This is a genomic window from Halobacillus sp. KGW1 (assembly GCF_001592845.1).
Classification (GTDB): Bacteria; Bacillota; Bacilli; order Bacillales; family Halobacillaceae; genus Halobacillus.
On sequence record NZ_LSOC01000004.1, the window covers coordinates 128,815 to 153,314 of the forward strand.

General features: G+C 46.0%; 24 protein-coding genes and 1 riboswitch. Of the genes, 6 read left to right on the forward strand and 18 right to left on the reverse strand.

The window, feature by feature from the left end:
* Window positions 1–6: 6 nt before the first annotated feature.
* The 6 genes from AXG56_RS15600 to AXG56_RS15625 are packed head-to-tail and all read right to left on the reverse strand — an operon-like array spanning window position 7 to window position 5,660.
* The gene (locus AXG56_RS15600; RefSeq protein ID WP_062515379.1) at window positions 7–1,779 is read right to left on the reverse strand and encodes an acyl-CoA dehydrogenase family protein; all 1,773 of its coding nucleotides are present in this window, start codon (window positions 1,777–1,779) and stop codon (window positions 7–9) included.
* Window positions 1,760–2,506: a 2-phosphosulfolactate phosphatase gene (locus tag AXG56_RS15605; RefSeq protein WP_008632872.1), complete on the reverse strand. Its 747-nt coding sequence runs from the start codon at window positions 2,504–2,506 to the stop codon at window positions 1,760–1,762. Before AXG56_RS15605 ends, AXG56_RS15600 begins: the two co-directional genes overlap by 20 nt.
* A gap of 1 nt (window position 2,507) precedes the next feature.
* On the reverse strand, window positions 2,508–3,563 hold the full coding sequence (locus AXG56_RS15610) for a phosphotransferase family protein (protein ID WP_062515381.1): 1,056 nt from the start codon (window positions 3,561–3,563) through the stop codon (window positions 2,508–2,510).
* Window positions 3,564–3,578: 15 nt separating this feature from the next.
* Window positions 3,579–3,980: a thioesterase family protein gene (locus AXG56_RS15615; protein WP_062515384.1), complete on the reverse strand. Its 402-nt coding sequence runs from the start codon at window positions 3,978–3,980 to the stop codon at window positions 3,579–3,581.
* An 11-nt stretch (window positions 3,981–3,991) separates the two neighbouring features.
* Complete coding sequence (locus tag AXG56_RS15620) at window positions 3,992–4,858, reverse strand: 3-hydroxyacyl-CoA dehydrogenase family protein (RefSeq protein WP_201029322.1); 867 nt, start codon at window positions 4,856–4,858, stop codon at window positions 3,992–3,994.
* Between the two features lie 22 nt (window positions 4,859–4,880).
* Entirely contained in the window at window positions 4,881–5,660 is a 780-nt protein-coding gene (locus AXG56_RS15625; protein WP_062515388.1) for an SDR family oxidoreductase, read from the reverse strand.
* Between the two features lie 388 nt (window positions 5,661–6,048).
* On the opposite strand from AXG56_RS15625, the gene AXG56_RS15630 reads away from it, so the two are divergent.
* Window positions 6,049–6,570 carry a CotY/CotZ family spore coat protein gene (locus AXG56_RS15630; protein ID WP_008632890.1) on the forward strand — a complete coding sequence of 174 codons (522 nt, stop codon included), beginning with the start codon at window positions 6,049–6,051 and terminating at the stop codon, window positions 6,568–6,570.
* A 47-nt stretch (window positions 6,571–6,617) separates the two neighbouring features.
* On the opposite strand, the gene AXG56_RS15635 is transcribed toward AXG56_RS15630, so the two are convergent.
* Window positions 6,618–7,076 (reverse strand): DinB family protein, encoded by a 459-nt coding sequence (locus tag AXG56_RS15635; protein ID WP_008632891.1) that lies wholly within the window; start codon window positions 7,074–7,076, stop codon window positions 6,618–6,620.
* A 164-nt stretch (window positions 7,077–7,240) separates the two neighbouring features.
* Here AXG56_RS15635 and AXG56_RS15640 point away from each other — a divergent pair, with 164 nt between their 5' ends.
* A complete protein-coding gene (locus AXG56_RS15640) occupies window positions 7,241–8,074 on the forward strand; it encodes an STAS domain-containing protein (protein WP_008632892.1) in 834 nt (277 codons plus the stop codon).
* A gap of 55 nt (window positions 8,075–8,129) precedes the next feature.
* Here the strand turns inward: AXG56_RS15640 and AXG56_RS15645 are convergent, their stop codons facing one another.
* The 6 genes from AXG56_RS15645 to AXG56_RS15670 all read right to left on the reverse strand — a co-directional run bounded on the left by AXG56_RS15645 (window position 8,130) and on the right by AXG56_RS15670 (window position 13,815).
* Window positions 8,130–9,392, reverse strand: a complete 1,263-nt coding sequence (locus AXG56_RS15645) for a glutamate-5-semialdehyde dehydrogenase (protein ID WP_062515391.1) — start codon at window positions 9,390–9,392, stop codon at window positions 8,130–8,132.
* 20 nt (window positions 9,393–9,412) lie between these two features.
* Entirely contained in the window at window positions 9,413–10,540 is a 1,128-nt protein-coding gene (proB, locus tag AXG56_RS15650) for a glutamate 5-kinase (protein WP_026578642.1), read from the reverse strand.
* Window positions 10,541–10,582: 42 nt separating this feature from the next.
* Window positions 10,583–11,425 carry a pyrroline-5-carboxylate reductase gene (gene proC, locus AXG56_RS15655; protein WP_008636626.1) on the reverse strand — a complete coding sequence of 281 codons (843 nt, stop codon included), beginning with the start codon at window positions 11,423–11,425 and terminating at the stop codon, window positions 10,583–10,585.
* Window positions 11,426–11,740: 315 nt separating this feature from the next.
* Entirely contained in the window at window positions 11,741–12,079 is a 339-nt protein-coding gene (locus tag AXG56_RS15660) for a thioredoxin family protein (protein ID WP_328700172.1), read from the reverse strand.
* Window positions 12,080–12,133: 54 nt separating this feature from the next.
* On the reverse strand, window positions 12,134–12,742 hold the full coding sequence (locus AXG56_RS15665) for a DUF421 domain-containing protein (RefSeq protein ID WP_008636631.1): 609 nt from the start codon (window positions 12,740–12,742) through the stop codon (window positions 12,134–12,136).
* A gap of 413 nt (window positions 12,743–13,155) precedes the next feature.
* A complete protein-coding gene (locus tag AXG56_RS15670) occupies window positions 13,156–13,815 on the reverse strand; it encodes a kinase (protein WP_064503513.1) in 660 nt (219 codons plus the stop codon).
* 192 nt (window positions 13,816–14,007) lie between these two features.
* On the opposite strand from AXG56_RS15670, the gene AXG56_RS15675 reads away from it, so the two are divergent.
* Both AXG56_RS15675 and AXG56_RS15680 read left to right on the forward strand, forming a co-directional pair.
* Window positions 14,008–14,532 (forward strand): ribonuclease H-like YkuK family protein, encoded by a 525-nt coding sequence (locus tag AXG56_RS15675; protein ID WP_008636648.1) that lies wholly within the window; start codon window positions 14,008–14,010, stop codon window positions 14,530–14,532.
* 69 nt (window positions 14,533–14,601) lie between these two features.
* On the forward strand, window positions 14,602–14,859 hold the full coding sequence (locus AXG56_RS15680) for a hypothetical protein (protein ID WP_008636650.1): 258 nt from the start codon (window positions 14,602–14,604) through the stop codon (window positions 14,857–14,859).
* A 39-nt stretch (window positions 14,860–14,898) separates the two neighbouring features.
* On the opposite strand, the gene eutH is transcribed toward AXG56_RS15680, so the two are convergent.
* The 3 genes from eutH to AXG56_RS15695 form a co-directional block, all read right to left on the reverse strand.
* On the reverse strand, window positions 14,899–16,038 hold the full coding sequence (gene eutH / locus AXG56_RS15685) for an ethanolamine utilization protein EutH (RefSeq protein ID WP_064503514.1): 1,140 nt from the start codon (window positions 16,036–16,038) through the stop codon (window positions 14,899–14,901).
* A 62-nt stretch (window positions 16,039–16,100) separates the two neighbouring features.
* The gene (gene msrA, locus AXG56_RS15690) at window positions 16,101–16,574 is read right to left on the reverse strand and encodes a peptide-methionine (S)-S-oxide reductase MsrA (protein WP_008636656.1); all 474 of its coding nucleotides are present in this window, start codon (window positions 16,572–16,574) and stop codon (window positions 16,101–16,103) included.
* Window positions 16,575–16,691: 117 nt separating this feature from the next.
* A riboswitch (SAM riboswitch) is annotated at window positions 16,692–16,812 on the reverse strand.
* Window positions 16,813–16,947: 135 nt separating this feature from the next.
* Complete coding sequence (locus tag AXG56_RS15695) at window positions 16,948–17,643, reverse strand: AIM24 family protein (RefSeq protein ID WP_062515393.1); 696 nt, start codon at window positions 17,641–17,643, stop codon at window positions 16,948–16,950.
* A gap of 164 nt (window positions 17,644–17,807) precedes the next feature.
* Here AXG56_RS15695 and AXG56_RS15700 point away from each other — a divergent pair, with 164 nt between their 5' ends.
* Window positions 17,808–18,296 (forward strand): DinB family protein, encoded by a 489-nt coding sequence (locus tag AXG56_RS15700; protein WP_008636659.1) that lies wholly within the window; start codon window positions 17,808–17,810, stop codon window positions 18,294–18,296.
* Window positions 18,297–18,331: 35 nt separating this feature from the next.
* Here the strand turns inward: AXG56_RS15700 and AXG56_RS15705 are convergent, their stop codons facing one another.
* Window positions 18,332–19,822, reverse strand: coding sequence for a Na+/H+ antiporter NhaC family protein (locus AXG56_RS15705; RefSeq protein WP_008636660.1), 1,491 nt, complete (start codon window positions 19,820–19,822; stop codon window positions 18,332–18,334).
* Window positions 19,823–20,171: 349 nt separating this feature from the next.
* On the opposite strand from AXG56_RS15705, the gene ppc reads away from it, so the two are divergent.
* Window positions 20,172–22,931 carry a phosphoenolpyruvate carboxylase gene (gene ppc, locus AXG56_RS15710; protein WP_062515395.1) on the forward strand — a complete coding sequence of 920 codons (2,760 nt, stop codon included), beginning with the start codon at window positions 20,172–20,174 and terminating at the stop codon, window positions 22,929–22,931.
* An 83-nt stretch (window positions 22,932–23,014) separates the two neighbouring features.
* Here ppc and AXG56_RS15715 read toward each other — a convergent pair whose 3' ends face one another.
* On the reverse strand, window positions 23,015–24,391 hold the full coding sequence (locus tag AXG56_RS15715) for a Glu/Leu/Phe/Val dehydrogenase (RefSeq protein WP_008636677.1): 1,377 nt from the start codon (window positions 24,389–24,391) through the stop codon (window positions 23,015–23,017).
* Between the last annotated feature and the right edge of the window lie 109 nt (window positions 24,392–24,500).

Below are 24,500 nucleotides of genomic sequence, written 5' to 3' on the forward strand. Positions count from 1 at the left end.
CCTTCATTAGTTTGGATACTGTCTGAACTCATTCAACGCTTCTGCAATTTCCCTGTTCCTTTGGATAGAATCCGGCCAGTGATACACACTTAACAGCCCGCTGACATTCCTGAGTGTATGAACTCTTTCTTCTCCCTCCAGCAGGTCCGACAAAAGGAATATTACGGAAGACTGAATGCGCAGGTTGGCGTCCTCCACTATCAAATAGACAAGCTTCTTCTGCCAAGAAGCGTCCTTATGTTGTCTTTGTAAGGACTTCTTGACACGCCAGACAACCGATTGCGTTCGATATAATTCCATTGCAAGATCAGCAAGAGCCATCATTATTTCCTGATTTTCAGAGAGGGACTTTCCATATTTACGGACAGCCGAACCAGCCGTCACAAGAAATAAATCCCTGTATAAGGCTACCGCTTCTTCTGCATCACCAAGCTCTCCCGTAGACCTCATATAACCTCTATTCTTTAAAGAGTATTCTGCTTGTTCCAGAATAGATTGGAAACTTGTCCTCTCCTTTTCTGCTGATTTCAAGAAAGATCCGGCGATCAGAAGACGGTTAATCTCGTTCGTTCCTTCGAAAATTCGATTGATGCGCGCATCCCTGTACATTTGTTCAATCGGATATTCTTTAATAAAACCGGCACCCCCATGAAGCTGGAGCGCTTCATCCACAACGGCATCCAAGGTCTCGGATCCCGCAACTTTACAAATCGCCGCTTCCATCTTATGCTCGTTCATCGCTCTAGCTGTCTCGGAAGGCTCCGCTGCTTCATCCAAATACCCAAGAGCAGATTCTATATGACCAGCTGTCCGATACAAAAGCGATTCAGAAGCGAAAATATCGCCGGCCATCCTGGCCAATTTTTCTTTAGTAGCAGGGAATGCCGAAATCGCTCTTCCAAACTGCTTCCGCTCCGAAGTATGCTGAACAGCCAGCTGCAGGGCCTGCTTCGCTGCACCGAGAGCAGCGAAACCTAAATTGAACCTCCCTAAATTCAATACATTTAAGGCGATCAGATGTCCTTTGCCGATTTCTCCAAGTACATTCTCGACCGGAACCTCACAATCCTCCATCACGACCGAGCAGGTGGAAGACCCTTTGATCCCCATCTTCTCTTCCTCAGGACCAATGGATAATCCAGGGAAATCCTTCTCTACAATGAAAGCAGTGAAGTCCTTCCCGTCCACTTTTGCGTACACAATGAACGTATCGGAAAAGGAAGCGTTGGTGATATATATTTTTGTACCGTTCAATAAGTAGTGGGACTTCTCTTCATTCATGACCGCTGTCGTTTTAGCCGCCAGCGCATCAGATCCCGCCTCCGGTTCTGTCAGGCAGTATGCTCCAATATACTCTCCACTGGCAAGTTTCGGAAGATAGTTCCTTTTCTGCTCCTCCGACCCGAAATAAGTGATCGGCAAGGTTGCGATGCACGTATGGTTCGAATGAGCGACACTGTATCCACCACCGCTGCCCAGCGCTTCCCCGACGATACCTTTACTCATTTTATCCAGACCCAGACCGCCAAACCGTTCGGGAATACTATGGGCAAGCAGCCCTAACTCTCCGGCTTCTTTCATTTTGGAGGCGACAAAAGCATAATCTCCACTTTCTATTCTCTTTCTATTTGGGTGTATTTCCCGGGTAATATATTGTCGAGCGGTGTCACCAATCATTTTGTGTTCTTCTGTTCGTTCTTCCGGTGTGAAAACAACATCCAGCGGCAGGTCCCGTACAAGAAATTCCCCGCCGGCTACTTTATATTTTACTGGCGGCATGTCTTCCCTCCTTCAACACAGCTTCTTCCGCATCATAAGTAGGAATCGTATCAAAATGACCTTCTTCAGCGACAAACTCCACTTCTTCCGGATTTAACCCTTCCGATAGCAGCATTTGTCCGATACGACACTCCAAAAGCACCTCTGCTCTCGCAGTTCCCTTACTGTTGTAAAAATCGCGGGCAGCGATGGCAGCGTCGGAAAGCGTCCATACTCCTTCCTGCTCCATATAGGTTATAAGACTCCCGGCACCGTAGAAATCTTCAAGCGTAAAGTGACCGCTTGACCCGGAGCAGATGATAACGATTGTATCCCCTCCATGTAACCTGACAAGATGCTCAGCCATAGCTGGATTATTTAATAGGGAAGCAGCATAGAGACGCTTTGCTCTCCGGGCTCGGTGCAGGGCGACGGTACCGTTGGTTGTGGACAAAATGAGATGATGATTCTTGATATGTGGCTTTAAATGAGTCCGAAGCGGTGGATGGAAGCCCTCTATTCCTTTTCCTTGATCTTCTCCGGCAAGCAAAAACGGCTCTTTCATAACAGCCGCCTTCTTTCTCGCCTGTTCTGCATCAAATACCGGGATGACAGCAGCAGCCCCGTCAGCCAGAGCCGCCGTTATGGTAGAGGTCGCAAACAAGACATCGAAAACAACGGCCACTTTCCCTTCCAGATCATCCGGGCGGATATCCTCTTTCTTAAAAATTACTTGGATTTTTCCCATATTATAATCCCGCCGTTTCTTCTGCATGTTCGATCAAATGATTGACGAACACGTTCATTCCCTCAAATCGGGGGTCGTCCGTCTGGCCCCGCTTATAACGGTAATAAATCTGCTGAATGATTCCTGCCAGTTTGAAATAAGCAAAGGTTACGTACACATGGACGTTGGACACATCCCGGCCGCTTTTCTCCGCATACCTGGATATGAACTGTTCCCTTGTATAGAAACCGTCCTGAATCGTAACAGAAGGTTTACCAAGTCCGGTTTTCAACGATTCCGGATCATCCGATTGAATCCAGTACCCCATCGCCGCTCCAAGATCAGCGAGAGGATCACCGACCGTTGTCATTTCCCAGTCAAATAGACCGACCATTCTGGATGGATCATCCTTCTGGAACATGGCATTATTCAGCTTGTAATCATAATGGATAATGGCAGCTTTATCAGAATCTGGGATATGATTAATCAGCCACTTCATTAATCTTTCCCCGGATACAACATCATCCGTGCGTGCTTTCTCATAGCGTTTGATCCAGCCGTGTACCTGTCTTTCCATAAAACCCTCCGGCTTTACCATGTCCTTCAAAGCCGTTTCTTTGTAAGGAATAGCATGCAGTTCTACGAGCCGGTCCACCATCGTTTCCGACAGAGCACGACCTAACTCCCGGGACGGTTTTATCCCTTCAGGAAAACTGGAATCAAAAACAACTCCTTCCCTTCTTTCCATCAAGAAGAAGGGACTCCCGATGACTTCTCCGGAATCATACATATACGGTTCAGGTGCCAAAGGAAAAAAGGGATGGAGAGCCTGAAGCACGGCAAACTCTCTTTCCATATCATGGGCTTTCGGAGCCACTGGACCAAGCGGAGGACGACGCAGCACGGCTTTCCACTCGTCACAAATGGAAAGCTCGTAAGTCAGATTCGAATGGCCGGTTCCAAATTGGCGGACGGCCAGTTCTCCTGAAGGCAGTTCCATGCGGTCTCTAAGCCACTGCTCGATCCGCTCGATTTCCAGTTCCTCTCCCGAACGGACAGGAAGTGTGTCTCTTTTCATATCCACGCCCCCACTCTATTCACTCATTACGTATCGATATTTTTCCAAATTGCTGCGCTGAGCTTCCGACAGCGGTAGACTTTTTCCATTGTCGAAATCGTATTGGACAACAATCGAAAGCCCTTTTGCTGCCGTCTCTTCCGTATCCTTATCTACCATTTCCTGTTCCAAATGAAAGCTTGAGCTCCCTATTTTTACGATACGGCTGCGAAGGAGGAGCGTTTGGCCGAAGTATACCTGCTTGAGAAAATCGCACGTCGCTGATGCTAATACGAAATTCCAGCGCTCCCCGACGAGATCACAGTCTGAAAAAAACTGGACCCTTGCATCTTCCATATAGATGAAGTAGTTGCTGTTGTTCACATGTCCAAGCAAATCGGTTTCACAAAATCGGATGGTCACTTCCCACTCATGCATCTCCTCCCTCCTCAACTCTTTACGGTGGAATCATACTGGTAGAATCCTTTACCGGTCTTTCTTCCCAACTCTCCCGCCTTCAGTTTCTCCTCCAACGTCTTAGAAGGTTTGACCGCCGGATCTCCGGTTTCTTCGTAATGCTGCTGCATGACATAATAACCGACATCAATTCCGGACAAGTCCATCAGTTCAAACGGACCTAGTGGATGACTCAACGCTTTTTTGACGATTTTATCAATATCCTTAAAGTCGGCATAGCCTTCTTCGTAAAGGTGCATCGCTTCTCTTTGAACAGCGAACAAGATACGGTTTGCAATGAATCCGGATATTTCCTTCTCCAGCAACACACCTGTTCTGTTCATGCGTTTGCAGACCTCCATGGCTGTTTCCACTGTGGAATCAGAGGTGTGTTCGCCTTTCACCACTTCCACACAGTCCATAACCAGCGGCGGAAAGAAGAAGTGCATATTGCAAACCTTATCCGGGCGCGTCGTCACATCTGCAATCAGCGAGCTGACAATAGTAGAAGAATTAGTAGCAAGAATCGTATGGGAGGGTACGATCGAGTCCAGCTGCCCGAACACTTCCCGCTTCACTTCCAGCTTCTCAACGACGGCTTCTATGACGATATCCGCCTGGCCGGCCGCTTCTCTTAAGTCCGTCGTGTAATGAAGACGTCCGAATGCTTCCCGGCAGTCTTCCGAAGAAATTTTCCCTTTATCGATCCACTTATCCATAATTCCTTTTAACTTCTCTTCGGCTTTATGAAGCGATGATTCCTCTTTATCATGAAGGTTCGTTTCATACCCTGCCAGAGCTCCAAGCATGGCGATCTGATGTCCCATACTCCCTGCACCTACGACCGTCAATCGTTCCATCTCTATCATCCTCCTTCATTAATTAACAGGATGCGTGCATCCCGCCATCTACGACAAGCACGTCACCGGTGACGTAATCAGATGCTTTGGATGCGAGGAACAGTGCCGCCCCTTTAAGGTCGGATTCTGAACCGAAGCGCCCGAGTGGGGTCCGGTCTAAAATGAACTCCCCTCCCTGATCCAATACTCCCTTGGACATCTTAGTCGGGAAGAACCCCGGGGCCAGTGCATTCACCTGAATATTGGACGAACCCCATTTAACAGCCAAATCCTTTGTGAAAGTGATGACGGCACCTTTACTTGCGTTGTACCCTACTGTTTCCATGAAGCGCGGGTCCGCACCGCCGAGCCCGGCCACGGAGGCAATATTGATGATCTTCCCGTACCCTTGCTCCACCATTACTTCCCCGGCTTTTTGTGACATTAGAAACGTCCCTGTGACATTGACGTTCATCACTTTCTGAAAAGCTTCCACCGGCATTTCCAGTGTAGGCGCCCCCCACGTTGCTCCACTGTTGTTAACGAGTATATCAATCGTTCCAAATTGCTCTTTTACTGCGGCAATGACTGCCTCCACCTGGGAAGGGTCCGTGACATCACAAGCCATTCCCAGCGTCTTTACACCAGTTTTTTCTTTCAATGAAGAAGCAACCGTCTCGCAGGCGTCCTGCTTTCTCGAACATACGACGATGTTCGCTCCTGCTTCCGCCAGGCCTGCAGCAATCTGCTCCCCAAGCCCACGCCCGCCTCCTGTAACGATGGCGGTCTTCCCGCTTAAATCAAATAATTCCATAACGTGCATCGTTCAACCTCCTTTTAAACCGCTTACATTTCTGAATAACATACTAACCGTTCAGTATGTAACCATTTTATACCTATTTTTTAGAAAATTCAATAAAAATGAGTGGACATTCATTACTATCCAATTGAACTGCTATAAACCCAAAAAAAAGACACCTGCCCCATGCAGGTGTCCACACGCAGGGAAATACAATGGCGTGGTGAACCATTCTTCTACCTGCAGAAGCAAGTAGATAAAATAATATATGTTGTTCGAGCGATGCTAGAGACGGCTTCCACCTATTCTATCCGACATGAAAGATTTTTTCATAGAAATAGACGTTTGTACAAGCGCAATCTAGTAATTTCCATAGACTGTTAAGGAATAACTTATAAAGGAGAGAAATTGAATGAGCTCTTGTCATTCTAGTGGTAAAGATAGCGGATGTGTACGTGATGTCATCAAGAAAATCATCGCTGCACAGGAGGAGGTTGCCGGCAGGGATCGCTGCTGCGATGTAAGCTGTGAGCGTTCCATCAGAGACCTGTTGTCTCCGGAATCAAACGGTAATGGACCTACGACTGTTCCGTTTATTCTTTACTGTAAAGATTGTAAACCGTTCATCGGAAGCAGCGTTGTCAGACGCCGCCTTCCTGGAGGGGGCGGAACGTACCTTGACTGCGTTCAAAGCCCGATCTTCAAAGCGAAGAAATTCGTTGATGGTAAGAAGAACTGTGTGAAGCTTGAATTGCTGCTTCCTGCAGATGCTAGTGGTAACCCATTAGATCTCGGTGGAGATACAGTTTGTGACTACTTCCCTACGACCAGTGTCCGTAACCTATTGGCTACAGGGGTGTGCATTACTGTAGATTTGGATTGTGTCTGCAGCATCACCTGCCTGGAAGCTACTACTCCACTTTTCGAAGATTAATTATTTGTTTAAGCAAGACGCGTGCGTGGGCATTCCACACACGCGTCTTAGCCTTTAACAACAGGATGAGTACTCCACCACTTCTTCTGCTTGCGGATACTGACGATCTGACCGATATGATAGGCGTTGTGGATAAATAAATGTGTTAGTGTCCCACCCCACTTCGTCAATTTCTCTTCACTGCACGCGGTTATTTCTTTTCGAAACTTCAACATGACTTTGCGGAAGTCGGCGATACACTCACTCCAGTCCATGGCATCACGGGCTTGAAATGTATTATAGTTTCTGGGCAGTTCCTGCACTTCTTCACCGAGAAACTTGCAGAGGTACCTTTCATTATAAAAGTAAAGATGATGGACAAGCTCAAAGATGGAATGACCGTCCTCTCCTTTGCGATGCACCTCTGCTTCCGTCAAATCTTTGACCGCTATCTCAAAACAAACGAACCAGTGATTCCTGTCATACACCGCCTCCAACTGTTCCAACAAAATACTTCTGATTGTCATGGTGTCACCTCCTAATCTCTTCTATTCCCCCATCCTGTCTGGCATATTCCGCTCCATAGTTATTACAGACGATTATTGTTGGAAATTTAGTAAAACCTCTATATAATGAATGTTATATAATTATAGTTTTCCCGACGGTAGAAACAAAAGAGAGGAGAAGGAAGATGCAGGTCAACCAGGCGTTTCGTGATTTTTTGTTATCCAAATCCTCTATACTTACGGAAGAATGGTACGAGTCTCTTGATAAATCAGGAACCGGCGTCTACGGCTCGACAGATATCGATACGATTACCAATCTGAAAGCACAGAACAACGAATTCCACACATACCTGTCTCAGCTGTTTATGATGGATATGGAAAGCTTTTATCTCCACATCCATGAATGGATTGTAAAAATAGGCAGCGACCCTCACCATTTAGAAACACCTACCCATGAGATCATGCGTGAATTCATGCGGGTCCGGCTGCAGTACCTTGATTTCCTGCAAGAGTTCAAAGCGAGAGATGGTATTCAAATTACGAGAGATCGTGAGGCGCTTTGGACACGTAAGTTGATAGAAGCGTTCGATCAGATTATGTACAAAGTTGCAGAAGAAAAGTCCAATCAGTTGAACACACAGATTCAGAAGCAGAAACACACGATTAATGAATTAAGTTCTCCTTTGATTCAATTATCCAATGGTAGGGCCTTACTGCCTCTTGTAGGCAACATCGATACAGCGAGAGCTAGCGCCATTTTGGATAATACCTTACAGAAATGCACCAGTCAGAGTGTCGCTGATTTATACATAGACCTCTCCGGTGTGTATCTAGTAGACACGATGGTTGCCCACCAGATCTTCCAATTGATTGATGGGCTGCGTCTGATTGGTGTGAGAACGACCGTCGTCGGCATCCGCCCTGAGATTGCTCAGACAGCGGTCCAGCTCGGAGTAGATTTCAGCAACGTCACTACGACGGCCACTCTCGCACAGGCGATGGTCGGTGAATCGTTTTAATTTCATAGAAAAAGGAAGCCGTAGAGTAGACGGCTTCCTTTTTTTCATTCTGTTCTTATCTGATTTGGCCGGTTCCCTTCATAAGAAACTTCACTGTCGTCAATGCAGGCAATCCCATTGGACCACGCGCATGCAATTTTTGTGTGGAGATACCGATTTCCGCACCAAAGCCTAACGCTCCTCCGTCCGTAAAACGGGTGGAAGCATTATGATAAAGTGCTGCCGCGTCCACCAATGCGAAGAAGGTATCGACGGACTCCTGATCTTCGGAAATGATTGCTTCCGAATGCTTCGTACCATATGCTTCAATATGAGCGATTGCTTCCGTGAGATCATCGACAGCTTTTACTGCAATATCTGTGCTCAAATATTCGTTTGCCCAGTCTTCTTCCCCTGCAGGAATCGTTCCTGGAATCGTTTTTTGAATATATTCGTCACCATGAACGGTAATGCCGTTCTGTTCGAAAGCAGCGATCAATGCTTCGGCATGCTGTTCCAACCACTCTTTGTGAACGACCAGCGTTTCCGCGGCATTACAAACAGCCGGACGATCTGTTTTTGCATTGACGAGAATTTGGATCGCTTTTTCTACATCGGCCGTCTGATCAATATAAACGTGACAGTTACCTACCCCTGTTTCAAGAACAGGGACCGTTGCATTCTCAACCACAGCTTGGATAAGCTTGCCGCCTCCGCGCGGAATCAGCACATCAATGTGCTCTTTCATCGTAAACAGCTCGTTGGTCGCCGCTCGATCAGTGGAAGCAATGAACTGGACAGCTTCCTTTGGTATTTTCGTTTCTGCTAAGCCTTTGTGCATGACTTGAACGATCGCTTCATTGGAATGGATGGCAGAAGAACCACCCTTCAGTACGATAGCGTTACCTGATTTAAGCGCAAGACCGGTAGCATCTACTGTTACATTAGGCCGAGCTTCATAAATCATGCCGATAACGCCCAATGGAACGGTTACCTTTTCCACTTTCAACCCGTTCTCAAGCGTCCAGTCGGATAGGACGCGGCGTGTAGGATCTTCCAGTTTAGCCACATCTCTAAGTCCCTGTGCAAAATCCGCAATTCTTTCTTTAGACAATGCCAATCGGTCCATGAAGGCTTCTGTGAAACCTTGCTCCCGGCCGTTTTGCAAATCCTTCTCGTTAGCGGCAAGAATGGTTTCATAGTCGCGCTCCAGCACATCAGCAAGATGGTTTAATGCTTCATCCTTTTCTTTTTCTGATAAAACCATCAACTTCTTGGATGCTTTTTTGGCTTCGATTGCTTGCTGCTCTACATTCACATTCTTTTTCGTTTGAGTCATCAAAGACCTCCTTGTTTATTTTACACACCTACGGGCAGGGCAACTTCCAAGTGGCAGACAAAGTCTTTCCGTTCAATTGCTGCTTGTTCATAAGACTCCAGTTCCGGTTCTGTAAGACCGATCATTTCTTCCATTTCCTCCGAAGAATAATTGACGACACCAAGACCCATTTCTTCACCATTCAGGTCATGGATACGGACAACAGCCCCTTTGTCAAAGCGTCCTTGGACATGATGGATGTTCGTCGGCATCAAGCTCTGCTTATTGTCGATGAATGTTTCCTGTGCACGGTGGTCAATGATTACTTCCCCTTCAGGACCGGAATTGAAAGCAATCCACTGTTTCTTATGATCCAAGTTTTCTGCTTCTTTGTCGGTTACGAAGTAGGTTCCCTTCGCCTTTTGATAAACGGCATCATAGACGATTCCCGGCGTCGTTGCTTTACCCAGGAAGGAAGAAATTCCGGATGCCATGGATATCTTAAAGGCATCAATCTTGGACTTCATTCCACCGGTGCCTACTGCACTTCCCGGATCACCGGCTGCAGCTTCGATTTCCGGTGTAATTTCGTGGACTTTATCGAGAAGTTCAGCATTTTCATTTTTACGTGGGTCGTCATCGAAAAGTCCATCAATGTCAGATAAAATGATTAGTTGATCTGCATCGACGAGTCCAGCTACTTTAGCAGAAAGCGTATCGTTGTCTCCGAACCGTAGTCGATCGATGGTAATGGTATCGTTCTCGTTTACAATCGGGATGATACCGCGTTCTAAGAGGACATTGATTGTGTTACGTGCATTGGTATAACGATTTTCGTCTGAGAAGTCGCTTCTAGTGATGAGAATTTGTGAGCCCATATAGCCGTGGGACAGGAAAAGATCGGAATAAGATTCCATCAATAATCCTTGGCCAATGGATGCTGCGGCTTGTTTTTCCGGAAGGGAACTTGGGCGTTCCAGACAACCGAGTTTGCGATAGCCTGCCGCTACGGCACCTGAGGATACGAGTAAAACTTCGTGGCCGTCGTCCTTCAAACGGACGACTTCATCTACTAATTTTTCTAATTTACGTCTGCTGATTTCACCATGCATACTGGTAAGAGAACTGCTGCCTATTTTAATTACTACCCTTTTTTTCTGTTGAGTCAACCTATCACTCCTATTTAACATTTTCGCATCTATTGATTCCGCTTATTTACTTCCTACAAGTAGTCCTTCTAATTCTTTACTTAGTTCCTTGGAACGTCCTGCTGCACCCAAGATTGCCTGGGAAATGGCATGACCTCCACCATTGGCATCCAAAGCTTCTAAACCTGCTGCAGTCGTACCGTTCGGGGATGTCACATTTTCACGCAGCTCCGTCGGGCTTTCTTCTCTTTCCAACATCATCTTGGCTGCTCCAAGTAATGTCTGTGCTCCGATCTCGCGTAAGGTTTCCCTGTCCATGCCTTCCGCACGTCCCGTTTCTTCAATATGCTCCATTAGATAATAGAAGTAAGCCGGTCCGCTACCCGCAATTCCAGTAAATACATCCATTTTGTCTTCATCAATAATGAAAACTTCTCCGATGGAACGAAGCAGGTCCTTAGCCACTGTGACATTCTCCATGTCTACGAATGCTCCCGGACAAATCGCCGTAGCGGATTCCCGAAGCATGCTCGATGTGTTCGGCATGACACGGATCACTTTCTGTCCTTCGTTTAAGCGCTCCTCCATATAAGATGTGGATATACCTGCAAGAACAGATACGAGCACTTGATCAGCAGTTAATTTATCTTTCAAGTCCGCTAAGACTCCATCAATATCTTTTGGCTTCATTGCAAGAATGAACTGGTCGATTTCCGAATAATCCAGATCATCTTTCAATACTGTACGCACGCCGTATTTATTATAAATTGTATTTAAACGTTGTTGATTACTTCGATTGGTTACAACGATGTTGTCCGCTGGAATATTGCCGGATTCCACCATTCCGGATATCATCGCTTCAGCCATTGAGCCTGCACCTAGAAAAGCAATCGTTTGTTTAATCATTTGGGTTAATCTCTCCCGTTCGCGTTTTTTGTTCGCTTTCTTCAAGACGTTTTTCATAATAACACTGGCAGATAGTTATTCAAGGGTTTTTCGGCAAGTCACCTCTCTAAGAGCCAATTAGTGAGTGTAAACGGTTTCAAGGAGAGATATATCCACTTCACACCGTCTCATCGTGAATAATCTCGGCTCATGATTGTATATGCGGGTTGAATTTTCTAGAAAATCCCGATAAGCGCAAATTGACTGAATTAACTGATAAATTAAAGTGAGTCCAAATAAAAAAGACATCTGTTGATCCTACCTCAACAGATGCCCTTATTCTTCGTTAATAAAGTGATTCAGCTTTGCCAGCTGCGCGTTCAGTTCTCCTATAGGTACAAAACGTGCCTTTCGAAACCATTCTTTCCCTTCTGAATAAACAAGGACCGCCGGGACGGTCATGACTGAATACTGTCCGGCTACTTCAGGAAGTTGATCGGTATCGACATGTCTCGCCTCAATCTCTGGATAATCTTCCAGTAATTCCTCTACTTGAGGATACAGACCATGACAAACGGAACAGCCTTGTCGGGAAACGTAAAGGACGGACAAGCCTTTCCCTGCGACAAACTCATCCACTTCCTCTATAGAGTGTAATGATTTCAATATGCTCACCTCCCTTTTCATTATATCAGGATTCGGAATGTTTTACTTCTTGTAAAACTTGAATCACTGTAGTCGATCCGGAGGTGGCTGAATATGCTTCTTCTGTTCGACTTCTTGGAATATATCTGGATTACCCTTTCCATTCCTATCCTGTGTACCATTCAACTGCAACGCCTGCAGAATACGATTCAACTCTGTGTGGATCATCTGAACATCTTGTTTCGTCGCAGGTTGCTTCAAGTCTTTCCATTCATAACCGATCTGTCCATTCGGTTCCAGGGTAGCCGTTTTCACATCTTGGATGGAGGTAACGTTCAATTGCCTCAGCTTCATCTCCAATTGATCCACAGTGAAGCGTAACTTCTTCATGTTTTTCTCATTCATACGACCATTTTCTATGATAGAGACGGATCGTCCTGTAAGAAATCTCTCCATAAAATCAAATTTTACCTGAGCGTATTCCATGAGCATCAGCGTCAATACCAGGACACCGCCTACCCCGAAGGTGACCCAGATATTTTTGCCGGCTACCGGCTGTATCAACAAGGATCCAATGGCAATCATAATTACTGTTTGGGACAAGGTCATTTGTGAAATCGACTTTCTGCCGGCTATTCTTAGAATAATGGTGCCGACAAATATGATCAAAATCGCTTTCCATATCCAATCCATCGCTCTCACCTCCCTATGTATGCTTTCCAAAATAAATTGGTTTATCCTGCAAGATGAATCATTATTATCCAATTTCCTCAATTATACTGATAAGCAACAGTATGCGTCTGTTGTGATTCGCAGGAGATGCTTTGCAGAAGGTGGGATTAACGCGGATCTTTTTCAAGCTCCAGAATAATTGAAAAAACCGGTATCGCCCGATACGTGATAACCCTTATAATGGAAGTAAGCCAAGGATAGGAGAGAATGCCGTGTACGCTTTTTATTTTGGAATCATTCTTGCCGTATCTGTCACAGCCCTCATCGGGACGGTTTGGATTGCCCGATCTGTGTCAAAAGAGGAGGAAAATCCCTCGTACGAAAATGATGTAAACAATCTGAAGGACGACCGGAGGAATTCCAGCAGCATTCCACTACTGTCGACGATATATGCCATTACTTTCGCTGTTACTATTGTGCTCGTATGGATTTTCATCTTTTGAGCAGCCGTCTTTTCGGGTTGTATCTATTACATGATCCGCGAGGCCGGTCGGATCAACCTGAAGCAGATAATGGTCTTCCGCCGGCCAATACCGTTCTCTGAACTTATGAATATCCTTTTGTGTTTCTGATGATTCCCGCTGAAAGCGCACATCCCTGTCGCAATCTAGAAATACAACATAATCAAGAAAGGTACGCCATTCTTCGCGCTGCAGGAAGACACCTTCTATGAAAATAACACAGGCTTCCGGAAGTCGCGTTTCCTTCCATTGATGGTCATCTGCATCAGGGGCATAGTAAGGAAGACAGACCTTATCCTTCTCGCGCACAAAGCGGAACAAATGCTCCTGCAGCCATTTCACTTTCCATTGAAAATAGTAGTATTCCTGCCAGGAAGGGTATCCCGTTTGATACCGGTCTTTCCAGTTTACGATGTGATCATCCAAATGAAAGACTACCGTATGGATTCCTTCTTCTTCAAATCTTTGACACAGGTGATGCACGAATGTCGTTTTTCCCGATCGGCTCCATCCATCAATTCCGACAATCACTCTGCCTTTTAAGCTTCGCTTCTTCTCCTCTGCCTCGTACATGCTGTTCCCCTCCCCTTTCCACTGCCCGAGGTATACCGGCCCCTCACAGAGCATAGAATGTACAACCATTGTCAGCAATCCACTCAAAACATATATTCCCAGTTATTTCTGTACATACTTCTATTAAACAGTAATGAGACAAAACTATGTAGTCCGATATTTTCTTTATAGAAAACAAAGGAGCTGTTTGATATGAATCCATTCGATATGTTTCAAAACCTTACCCATAAGAAAATGAGCTTTGCCGAAGCATTCTCGCATATTAAGACGTTCATGTTGAGCGACCCCCTTGCCAATTACCGCCTGATGCTTGGTACCGATTCTCAAGTACACCCTTCCCACACGTTGTTCATTACCGGAATTGTCATTCAAAGGGTAGGCAAAGGAGCTTGGGCGTGTTTCCGCAAAGAATCTGTTCCCAGGAAAATGACCACGCTCCATGAGCGCATTTCCTATGAAACTTCCCTTACAGAACAGGTAGCATCGCTGTTCACAGAAGAACGGAAGAACGAGCTGATAGAAATCGTTCTCCCCCACATTTATAAAGGGGCCACATTTACAATGGAAGGGCATCTGGACATCGGTTCCGGCGAGCGTAACAGGACCAGGGTGTATGTGAACGAAATGGTCGCAAGGATTGAATCCCTGGGAATGGAACCGAAAATCAAACCGGACTCCATTGTGGCCAGCAGTTATGCGAACCGATATACAAAATGAATGGACTCCTCCCTCTCTTCTTTTTGTTATACTTCTATTATAGAGAAACACAGGCAGAGGATGTTGATGATGAACGAAAAAGCAATGACGTCACTCGTTTTAGGCATTTTGTCGATCTTTTTACCTTTCCTCGGACTTATTACAGGAATCATGGGGATCATTTATGCCAACACCGTACTCAGCACGGGAGAGGAAGCGGAGGGAAGGAATTTAGCCATCAGCGGTAAGGTGTGCAGTATTATTGGTTTATGTCTGCAAATCCTTGTTATCATAACCGTTATTCTTGGGTATCTATTCTTCACACGATTGATTTTTGGATACAACTAAAGAGGCGCATACATCAAATGTATGCGCCTCTTTTCAGTTTCACAAAACATGATTTTTATTAGATGAGAGATGTACTGCAGAAGGTGTCGTTTTATCTTCGACAGCATCTTTTCTGGTTATAAACAGGGCAAGCAGAACGGCCAGCATGCCGGCAGTAAGTTTGCCGATGATAACTGGCAGGATCATCTCCGGTTCAACCCCGGCAACGAAACCGAGATGGCTGCCGATGACGAAAGCCCCGCTCACCGCAAAGGCGGAATTGATCACCTTACCGCGCGGGTTCATCTCCTTCATCATTGCAAACATGGGCAGATGATGCGCTAAGGAAGCAAGCAGTCCGGTAAGCGCCGTTTCGTTCACGCCCAGTACACGGCTCCAAGCAGAGAAATACTTTCGGCAGTAGTGATTCAGAATGGTTACAAACGGATAGGCACCAGCAAGCGTAATGGTAATCTTACCTACGATAATGATCCCTTCAGAAAAAGGAGCCATACCAGGGATCAGGACAAGCCCCGTCAATGTTTCAATGGCAATCAGCAACAATCCGATCAACAGGATCGCTTCCATACCCTTGCCTAAATAAGCGAACACTCTAATCGTAAGCCTACGAAAAAGAAATAAACCTGCGCTGACAAGTACTGCTAATAAGATGGCAGGGAGTAACTGTTTGAACATCCACCCCCATTCAAATCCGGCGGACGCTCCTCCAACAAGGCAGCCGAGCGGAATGGTCGCTATACCAGCAAGGACTCCTTTGGCAAAGTAAGGACTGTCCTCCTTTTTGATGATCGTAAGCGCGACCGGAATCGTAAACACGAGTGTCGGTCCCATCATCGTTCCGAGGAGCGTCCAGGAAAACAGGGCGGCCCTGTCATCGACCGCCAGCGCCTCCGACAAAGGGTACGCCCCCATATCTATGGCAAGCACCATGGAAGCAAAGATGGACGGATCTGCTCCAAACCACTGAAATGCCGGAGAAATTACGGGCGCCAGCCATTCGGACAAAACGGGAGCAAGAGAAATGATCCCAATCATGGATAAGGCGAGCGAACCCATCATCGTAAACGCTTCATAGAAACGTGCCCCGATTTTAAGGCGGTTATTTAGAAAATAATAATCAAATGCTCCGGCAACCATAAACAGGCACAGCAGAATGAGTACGCCGTCATTGAACCACAAAACCCCATCCCTCTCTTCCCTCTAAAAAAGACTCCCGGGCCCCAGGAGTCTTGATCCATTTATTATCCGATGCTGCATGCAGCAGAACCGTTTTTCTGCAAATATTTCTGATGGTATTCTTCCGCTTCAAAGAAGGAGGTCGCTTCTTCCACTTCCGTGACGATCGCCCGCTTGAACGTCCCCTTCTCCTCCCACTCTTTAATCTTCTCTTCCGCAATATATTTCTGACTCGCGTCGGAATAGAAAATCGCTGAGCGGTACTGATGTCCTACATCAATTCCCTGCTTGTTCTTAGAAGTAGGATCATGTGCTTCAAAGAAAATGTTAATTAATTCGGAATACGTAATTCTTGTCGGATCATATTCGATTCTGACGGCTTCCGCGTGCCCCGTTTTACCTGTTTTGACTTGTTCGTAGGTTGGATTCTCCAGTTTCCCGCCGATATAGCCGACCTTTGTAGCTGTTACGCCTTCAAATTTTTCAAAAAACGCCTCTACTCCCCAAAAACATCCTGCACCGAAAATAGCTGTTGCCATTTGACATCTTTCCCTTCCCTTAACGCAACTTCTATCGAGAGCCTTTACGGTATAGTAAACAAAAAGACCCCTTTTCTTATCCAGTAAGAAAAGGGGGTCGTAAATATCCGTACGATCCTCTCATCTCTTAGAGCAATAAATACTCTACAGGAATTGGCACCGTTCTCGTCAATTATACAATTGATTCGATGGTTGCCGGGCATCAAAGGGCCAGTCCCTCCGCCTCTCTGGATAAGAAGTTTCCGTTATTATTTAATTTAAGTTAATTTACATACTACAACGTTTTTCCAACGAAGTAAAGGGGGAAGCTCATTTTTTTTTGTAAGGACTCTCCCTTCATTCTATGCAGGAACCACAACGGGAATGACGATAATCATCCTTGACTATTCGTTGTGTAAACTTCTTCAAACGGCTGAACGATAACAAATCCATCCCCTTCAAATTTCATCTGAATGGATTCCCCGCTCCCTCTGCCGATGAAAGTCTTGAAACTGACATCTGTCTTGAAAGCAGGCTCCAAATGCCCGGACCAGGCCACTGTTGCATGAGGATCGGTCAAAACAGGCTGACCGGGCTTCACTAATAAAGTCAGCGGTTCATAATGAGAAGTAATAGCTACACGACCACTCCCGGAGAGAGTAACGTTAAACAATCCGCCGGATACCATACCGGCTACTTTTTTCATCAATTTGATGTCCCAGTTTATGCTCGGTTCAAAGGCCAAAAGGTCATTGCCGTTCACCGTCAGCGTCTCATTGTCCAAGTCAAAGATTGTAATCTTCTTACCTTGATCAGCGAGGTATAATGCCCCCCTCCCTGTTGCTTTCATAAGAGAGCTTCCCTCTCCAGTCTTCGCCTTCTTGAACAGGCGGCCCACTCCATGCTCCAATATTCCTTCCCTTTCAAATTTAATATCTCCGTTATAAGAAATCATAGACCCGGCTTTCGCCCACACCTGGTCCATCAAATTAACTTCCAATATCCTCGGGGTTTCCAATTCAAAGTAATCGTTTTCCGAATCGTCCTGCTTCGTCTGCCTGATAAATTCCTGTATTGAATAATTTCCCATCCTGATTCCTCCTTCAATGATTGGCCAATGTAGAAGCTCATGATTGTCATACGTTTCCATACCCGCTAATGTTTCAACTTACTCAAGTCCTTTTCTTTACGTATCAGCACTACTGTTATGGTAGACTCGGGTTACCATGTCATTACACAAAAGGAGAGCTATATATGTATGGTTTAGATGAGAAAAGAGAGCAGCTGCTCGAATATGTGAGGGAGATTCCCGCCTCCAAACATACGGTGAAACCGGCAGAAAATCGCTGGTCTATTATGGAAGTATTGGAGCATTTGTACTTAATCGAACAGTTCGTCATCCATCAGGTGAACAGATCACTTAAGCAAGGAGATCAGCAGCAGGTGACGGAAAAACCAGTCCATAAGGTAACCAACCGCTCTTACACATTGGAAGCTCCAGAGTCTGTTCGTCCAAAGGGTATTTTTCATAACCTGAAGGAAGCGGAAGACGGACTCAAAAAATCAAGGGAAGCTACATTATTCCTCATTCATAATAAAGAAAAAGAAACGTTGCAGAACCGAGCATTTCCACATCCTGCTCTTGGTGACATGAACCTGGAACAATGGGTCGAATTTATCGGCTGGCACGAACTTCGCCACCTCGATCAGATCAAAGAAATTAACCAATCTTTAAATACATGATTAAACCCCCCGGAGCTTTACTCCGGGGGGTTGTATTATGCTTGACCTTTGTAATCTTCAGGCTTAATTTCTTCTCCGTTCTTGCCGGTATAGCGAAGACCCCAGCCTGTCCAGGCAGCAATCAGCATGACAATCAACAGTCCCCAGCCCTGGAATACGAACGGGAATACTTCTCCGGGTCCGATAACAGGAAGGAAGTCATACTGCTCAGCCGCTCCTCTTACAGTCGTCCAGGCAAGCAGGACACCGCCGCTCCAAGGGAAGATATACCCGAGTGAAGAAGTGACAGTATCAAGAAAATTGGCACGTCTGTAAGGATGAATGTTCAACTCTTTTCCTAGCTTCCTCACAAACGGTGCAGCCGCAATTTCTGCCGCTGTATTAATGGTGATGAACATATTGAGAAACGCCACAATACCAAAAATCGACAGCTCTGCTCTGCGTACCACGTTATTGATAAGTCGAAGGAAGAAATTCTTGATAACATCCATCGTTCCAGCTACTTCCAGAAGGTAGGCAGCCGCCAAAATGAACAGGATGAGGACAGCCATGTTGAAGTAGCCGCCGATTCCATCGATCAATGCTCCTTCTACCACCGCTTCTCCAGCTTCATTTTTATAAATATGAAGCACTTCTGTCAAAGAAGTCCCTGATAGAAAGATGAATACGACGGATGCTAGAATTCCCCATGATAAAGAAGTCAATAAATGCTGACCGCTCAACGCCAGGTAAAGTACGAGCGCAAAAGGAATCAGCATGACAAGACCGTTCGGCGATACTTCATTCTGAAGCTGTGAGATGATGGCTTCGCTGCCGGTCTCCCCACCGCCTCCGAATGTAACGAATAAAATAAGTGCAGGTATTGCAGCTGCTATGGAATACTTAAATCTTGACCGTACAACACCTGGGACGTCCGCTTCCTGTGTCGTAGCTGACACGATCGTCGTATCAGAAACCGGAGCCAGGTTATCTCCAAATACCGCTCCACTCAATATTGCAGCCAGAAGCAGCACAGGATCTGCTCCCAGAATGACACCAGCCGGATACATCAACACACCAAACGTTGCTACTGTACCGTAACCTGTACCTACGGCTGTAGCAAATAATCCGGCAAGCAGGAAGGTGATTCCGACGAACATGCCCCCCTCAAGGCCGGTCTGAAACCCGAACCAGATAAGGCCATCCACCAGACCACCCGCAGAAAGCATATTTGCAAACATACCCGCCCAAAACCATGCAATGATGGCAACTATACCGACAGGCTGGGCCATACCTGTAATTAATGCTTGAGCATAGTCCGCCCATTTCGATCGGCAGAAAAACAAACCAAGTGCGATCCCGATCACCATACCAAGCACTAATCCCTGCTCCGTTACTAATTCTGTAACGCTTAGTACTATTGCCCAAATGATGAAGAACACCAAAGGAATCGTCGCAGCAAAGACTCCCCCGCGGAACTCTAATCGATCTACTGATTTTTCCCCTAATGCCTCGTCAACCACTTGATCCTTTTGTCTGTCTGACATCAGATGTCCTCCTTCTATCTCTTGTTCTGTCTAGTGATGCACTACTACAGTTTACCACCAAGTGTATAGACATATAAACAGCGAATTTTTAACACTTTAAAGCGTTTGGTTATATGTGTAAACGAATCTCCTTCCAGCTTCCAACTCTGGAAATTATCCCTCTTTACGCTGGATGAACGAGAAGCTAAAATAACACAAACAAACCGGGAATTTTCCGTCTTATCCTACTGTAAATGACAACTTTCTCACGGTCCGTAACGAGCATAAGTGTTTGACTATACAAATTATTCTGATAACATTATGAAACACAGCCATTACTCCATATTATTTCCAACAGGAAGGTGAAAATGTGACTACGAAAAGAAAAAGCAACGATCATACAACCCCTCTAAGACGTGACATCAGATCCCTCGGCAAAATGCTCGGGCATGTCCTCGTCCATCATGGAGGAGAAGAATTATTGAATAAAGTGGAAACGATTCGACAATGGACGAAAGACTTGAGAAGTAACCCGGACCCTGCCACTTATCAGCAATTGAAACAGGAAATTCAAAACCTCGAACCACCGATGCGGGCCCAGGTCATCCGCGCATTCTCAATCTATTTCCACCTCGTCAACATCGCTGAACAAAATCACCGGATCCGCCGCAGACGAGAATATCAGATAAGAGAGGATCATGGTGTCCAGCCCTTCTCTCTTGAAAGCGCCGTACTTAACCTGAAGAACAATAATTTCTCCAAAGATGTCATCCAGGATGTGCTCCACCATCTCTCCTTGGAATTGATCATCACTGCCCACCCGACGGAAGCGACGAAACGAACCGTTCTTGAGATACAGAAGCGGATCGCAACAATCCTTCAGAAACTTGACCATCCACAGTTGACGCAAAGAGAACGGGAAAGCCTTCAGGAAAGTCTTCAGAATGAAGTAACTGTCCTCTGGCAGACGGACGAGCTCAGAGAAAGAAAACCAACAGTAATGGATGAAGTAAGAAACGGCCTTTATTATTTTGACGAGACGCTGTTTGATGTCCTTCCGGAAATTCATCAGGAACTGGAAGCGAGGCTCGAAGAACAGTACCCGGACGAAGAATGGTCTGTACCGAATTTTCTCCGTTTCGGATCCTGGATTGGCGGAGACCGTGACGGAAATCCGAACGTCACCCCGGACATTACTTGGGAAACATTACAGAAGCAGCGTACCCTTGTACTCAGAAAATACAGAAACGTTCTCATAGAATTGATGAAACGGTTCAGTCAGTCTTCCGCTCTGGTGAACGTTTCCAACGAGCTTAAACAGGCGATCGAAAAAGAAGAAGCACTGCTTCCATCCGGCAAAAAGTGGCGGGTAGACAAAGAGATTTATCGAAGAAAGTTCGCCATCATTTTGGAAAGGCTGGAGCAGGTGGGTCAATCTGATACCGGATATACGCATGCGGAAGAGCTGTTGGACGACCTCCACCAAATTCAGAGAAGCGCTCAGGCACACCAACCTGGAAGCATTGAATTGAAGAAGTTGAAAAAGCTTATCCGCCAAGTCGAGTTGTTCGGCTTCCACCTGGCAACTTTGGATATCCGGAATCACAGCGGTGAGCACGAATCGGCTGTCAGCGAACTGTTACGTAAAGTCGGCATCGTTGACGATTACGCTGCCCTTTCCGAGCAGGAGAAGCTGAATACATTACAGGATGTTCTGAAAGATCCGCGTCCGATATCGCTTCTGAACGAGGATTATACCGAATCGACCCAGGAAATGCTCAACGTCTTTCATATGATCAGAAAAGCACACCTTGAATTCGGAAAACGATCCATTGAAGTTTATCTAATAAGTATGAGCGAATCCGCAAGCGATCTGCTGGAGGTGCTCGTTCTGGCCAAGGAAGCGGGCATTTACCGCCTTCATGCTGATGGATCCGTCGAAAGCAACTTGAATATTGCCCCATTATTGGAGACAGTGGATGATTTGGTCGCGGGACCAGATATTCTAAAAACACTGTTTGAAATGGACCTGTACAGTAAGCATTTAAACATCCGCGGCAACAAACAGGAAATCATGCTTGGATACTCGGATGGCAGTAAGGACGGTGGGACACTGACGGCCAACTGGAAGCTATATAAAGCGCAACAGGAAATCCATGATATGGCTCATGCCTATGACGTCAGCCTTAAATTCTTCCATGGACGCGGCGGCTCCCTCGGCCGGGGCGGCGGGCCACTTAACCGAAGCCTGCTTTCCCAGCCTGTGGAAACGCTTGGAGAAAGCGTGAAGATTACCGAACAAGGAGAAGTGTTATCCTCCCGCTATCTGCTTCGTGATATTGCTTATCGAAGCTTGGAGCAGGCAGCATCTACTCTGCTCGAGGGAGCTGCGAACGTTTCAAAAGAATCAGAACAAGGCCATCACCGGGAAGAAGTCTGGGAACAGGCGCTTGATGACATCTCGGATGTATCGCTTGAGAAATACCAATCGCTTGTTTTCGGTGACTCCGACTTCTTAACCTACTTCAACGAAGCGACACCACTTCAGGAAGTAAGCCAACTGAATATCGGCTCCCGGCCAAGCAAACGGAAAGACAGCTCCAAGTTCGAAAATCTGCGGGCTATTCCATGGGTATTCGCTTGGACGCAGAACCGCCAGCTGCTTCCTGCCTGGTACGCTTCCGGTACAGGATTGGCTTCTTATGTGGAGAAAAATGAAAACAATCTCGCTACATTAAAGCAAATGTACGAAAACTGGCCGTTCTTCCATTCCACCATCAACAACTTGCAGATGGCGTTAACGAAAGCGGATATTCAGACAGCAAAAGAATATACAGCCCTCGTCAATGACCAGAAACTCGGCGAACGTATCTTCAAGAATATCGTGGAGGAATATGAGCGAACGAAGGAAGTATTACTGAAGATTTCCGGTGATCAAGAACTGCTTGATCATCAGCCGACAATCAAAGAATCCGTCCGACTAAGAAATCCTTACGTGGATCCTCTTAACTTCCTGCAGGTAGATTTGATCAAGAAGCTTCGGGATGTCGATGGGGACGATGAAGAGACTCTGACAGAAGTGCTGCTGACGATCAGTGGAATCGCAGCCGGGCTTCGAAACACGGGTTGATTTCAGCACAATTTTATACTATCTAAAAACCCGGCCGTTACGGCCGGGTTTTCTTGTTTTAAGCGGTTAAAAAAACGTGATCGTTAATATAACTTCCCTTGACGATACATAATAGTGGATAACTTCATGACAGAGTGTATATAACAATTTTGGCGGAGTGGAAACGGATCACCAAAAAATTGCGGGAGAATCGTATCCATCGTTCCTTTCATTTTCTGAAACAACCGCCGGAAAATTTCGTCCTCTTCCATAAACTGCGCTTCTTTCCCTTGTACCCATTCATAGTAAGAAACGATGACACCTCCAGCGTTTGCGAGAATGTCCGGAACAATCAGTACCCCTTTATCCGCTAAATATTTGTCTGCCTCCTCTGTTATCGGACCATTGGCACCTTCCACTATGATTCGTGCTTGGATGGAGTCTATATTGTCTTCACGAATTTGATCTTCGAGTGCAGCGAGAATCAATACATCGACATCGGCTGAAAGCAAATCGTCCCGTTCTCCAAGTTCTGCTTTAATCTCGTGAGCACGCAGTTCCTCCTCTGTTGCAGGAAGCTCCCCGTTGTTTTCTTTAGCAAAGTGTACAAGGGCCGGAACGTCCAATCCATCCTCATTGTAAAGCAGAATGTGGGCATCGCTGACTGCAACGATTTTATTCTGAAGATAATTGCACTGGTACGCTTCCAAAGCAGCAACCGACCCTAAGTTTCCAAAGCCTTGAACTGCTATCTTCAATTTCTTATCTGCATGTTCCAAAGCGGTTTTCGCAAAAATATTATCCGTATCAGACAGCCACTTCTTGTTTTCCTTCACGAAGTCATGCATCATGTAACGAAACGTGAAGTAAACGCCTTTCCCTGTCGCCTCCCGTCTTCCCAGAGAACCACCGTTGACAATGCTTTTCCCCGTAAAACTGTTCCGGTACGGCTCTCCGGGATGGGTACTCTTGAACTCGCCCATCATCCAGTCCATCTCTCTTTCTCCAGTTCCAACATCAGGAGCCGGTATATCCTTATCAGGGCCGATGATATCGTTAAAGTACTGGACGTATTTCCTACAAATGAGATTGAGTTCTTTCACAGAATAATCTTTCGGATTGATGACAACACCACCTTTGCCACCCCCGAAAGGCAGCTCATGAAGCGTGTTCTTAAGCGTCATCAGCTTGGCAAGATTGGCCACCTCTTCTTCATTCACGGACTCATGAAAACGAATCCCTCCTTTATAAGGGCCGACGGTGTCACTATGTTGTACCCGGAACGCCGGTATCCGGACGATCGTCCCGTTTTCAAGGGTAATTCGGAGAAATGATTTATGGACATGGTTCGGGGTAGACAATAGAGCAGACAAAGAGTGATAGGCCTGTTCCCTCGTCTGTGCTTTTAAATCCGGAAGAAACTCTTCATCTTCCATAATTGCTTTCAACGATTCTTCAATGATTGATTGTTGTTTATGCATGTATCAATATCCACCCTTCTATTCCTACTATTTATCCTTTAGTTCCATGTACCCCCACAATTTGCAGTGAAACGTTTTCAAGTAATTAAATGGTAAGGATTATAGCGAA

What these genes read in the sequence shown, in the direction of transcription:
- AXG56_RS15600 (WP_062515379.1), bottom strand. Translation starts at nt 1,779, where the DNA reads ATGCCGCCAGTAAAATATAAAGTAGCCGGCGGGGAATTTCTTGTACGG.
- AXG56_RS15605 (WP_008632872.1), bottom strand. Translation starts at nt 2,506, where the DNA reads ATGGGAAAAATCCAAGTAATTTTTAAGAAAGAGGATATCCGCCCGGAT.
- AXG56_RS15610 (WP_062515381.1), bottom strand. Translation starts at nt 3,563, where the DNA reads ATGAAAAGAGACACACTTCCTGTCCGTTCGGGAGAGGAACTGGAAATC.
- AXG56_RS15615 (WP_062515384.1), bottom strand. Translation starts at nt 3,980, where the DNA reads ATGCATGAGTGGGAAGTGACCATCCGATTTTGTGAAACCGATTTGCTT.
- AXG56_RS15620 (WP_201029322.1), bottom strand. Translation starts at nt 4,858, where the DNA reads ATGGAACGATTGACGGTCGTAGGTGCAGGGAGTATGGGACATCAGATC.
- AXG56_RS15625 (WP_062515388.1), bottom strand. Translation starts at nt 5,660, where the DNA reads ATGCACGTTATGGAATTATTTGATTTAAGCGGGAAGACCGCCATCGTT.
- AXG56_RS15630 (WP_008632890.1), top strand. Translation starts at nt 6,049, where the DNA reads ATGAGCTCTTGTCATTCTAGTGGTAAAGATAGCGGATGTGTACGTGAT.
- AXG56_RS15635 (WP_008632891.1), bottom strand. Translation starts at nt 7,076, where the DNA reads ATGACAATCAGAAGTATTTTGTTGGAACAGTTGGAGGCGGTGTATGAC.
- AXG56_RS15640 (WP_008632892.1), top strand. Translation starts at nt 7,241, where the DNA reads ATGCAGGTCAACCAGGCGTTTCGTGATTTTTTGTTATCCAAATCCTCT.
- AXG56_RS15645 (WP_062515391.1), bottom strand. Translation starts at nt 9,392, where the DNA reads ATGACTCAAACGAAAAAGAATGTGAATGTAGAGCAGCAAGCAATCGAA.
- proC (WP_008636626.1), bottom strand. Translation starts at nt 11,425, where the DNA reads ATGATTAAACAAACGATTGCTTTTCTAGGTGCAGGCTCAATGGCTGAA.
- AXG56_RS15665 (WP_008636631.1), bottom strand. Translation starts at nt 12,742, where the DNA reads ATGGATTGGATATGGAAAGCGATTTTGATCATATTTGTCGGCACCATT.
- AXG56_RS15670 (WP_064503513.1), bottom strand. Translation starts at nt 13,815, where the DNA reads ATGTACGAGGCAGAGGAGAAGAAGCGAAGCTTAAAAGGCAGAGTGATT.
- AXG56_RS15675 (WP_008636648.1), top strand. Translation starts at nt 14,008, where the DNA reads ATGAATCCATTCGATATGTTTCAAAACCTTACCCATAAGAAAATGAGC.
- AXG56_RS15680 (WP_008636650.1), top strand. Translation starts at nt 14,602, where the DNA reads ATGAACGAAAAAGCAATGACGTCACTCGTTTTAGGCATTTTGTCGATC.
- msrA (WP_008636656.1), bottom strand. Translation starts at nt 16,574, where the DNA reads ATGGCAACAGCTATTTTCGGTGCAGGATGTTTTTGGGGAGTAGAGGCG.
- AXG56_RS15695 (WP_062515393.1), bottom strand. Translation starts at nt 17,643, where the DNA reads ATGGGAAATTATTCAATACAGGAATTTATCAGGCAGACGAAGCAGGAC.
- AXG56_RS15700 (WP_008636659.1), top strand. Translation starts at nt 17,808, where the DNA reads ATGTATGGTTTAGATGAGAAAAGAGAGCAGCTGCTCGAATATGTGAGG.
- AXG56_RS15705 (WP_008636660.1), bottom strand. Translation starts at nt 19,822, where the DNA reads ATGTCAGACAGACAAAAGGATCAAGTGGTTGACGAGGCATTAGGGGAA.
- AXG56_RS15715 (WP_008636677.1), bottom strand. Translation starts at nt 24,391, where the DNA reads ATGCATAAACAACAATCAATCATTGAAGAATCGTTGAAAGCAATTATG.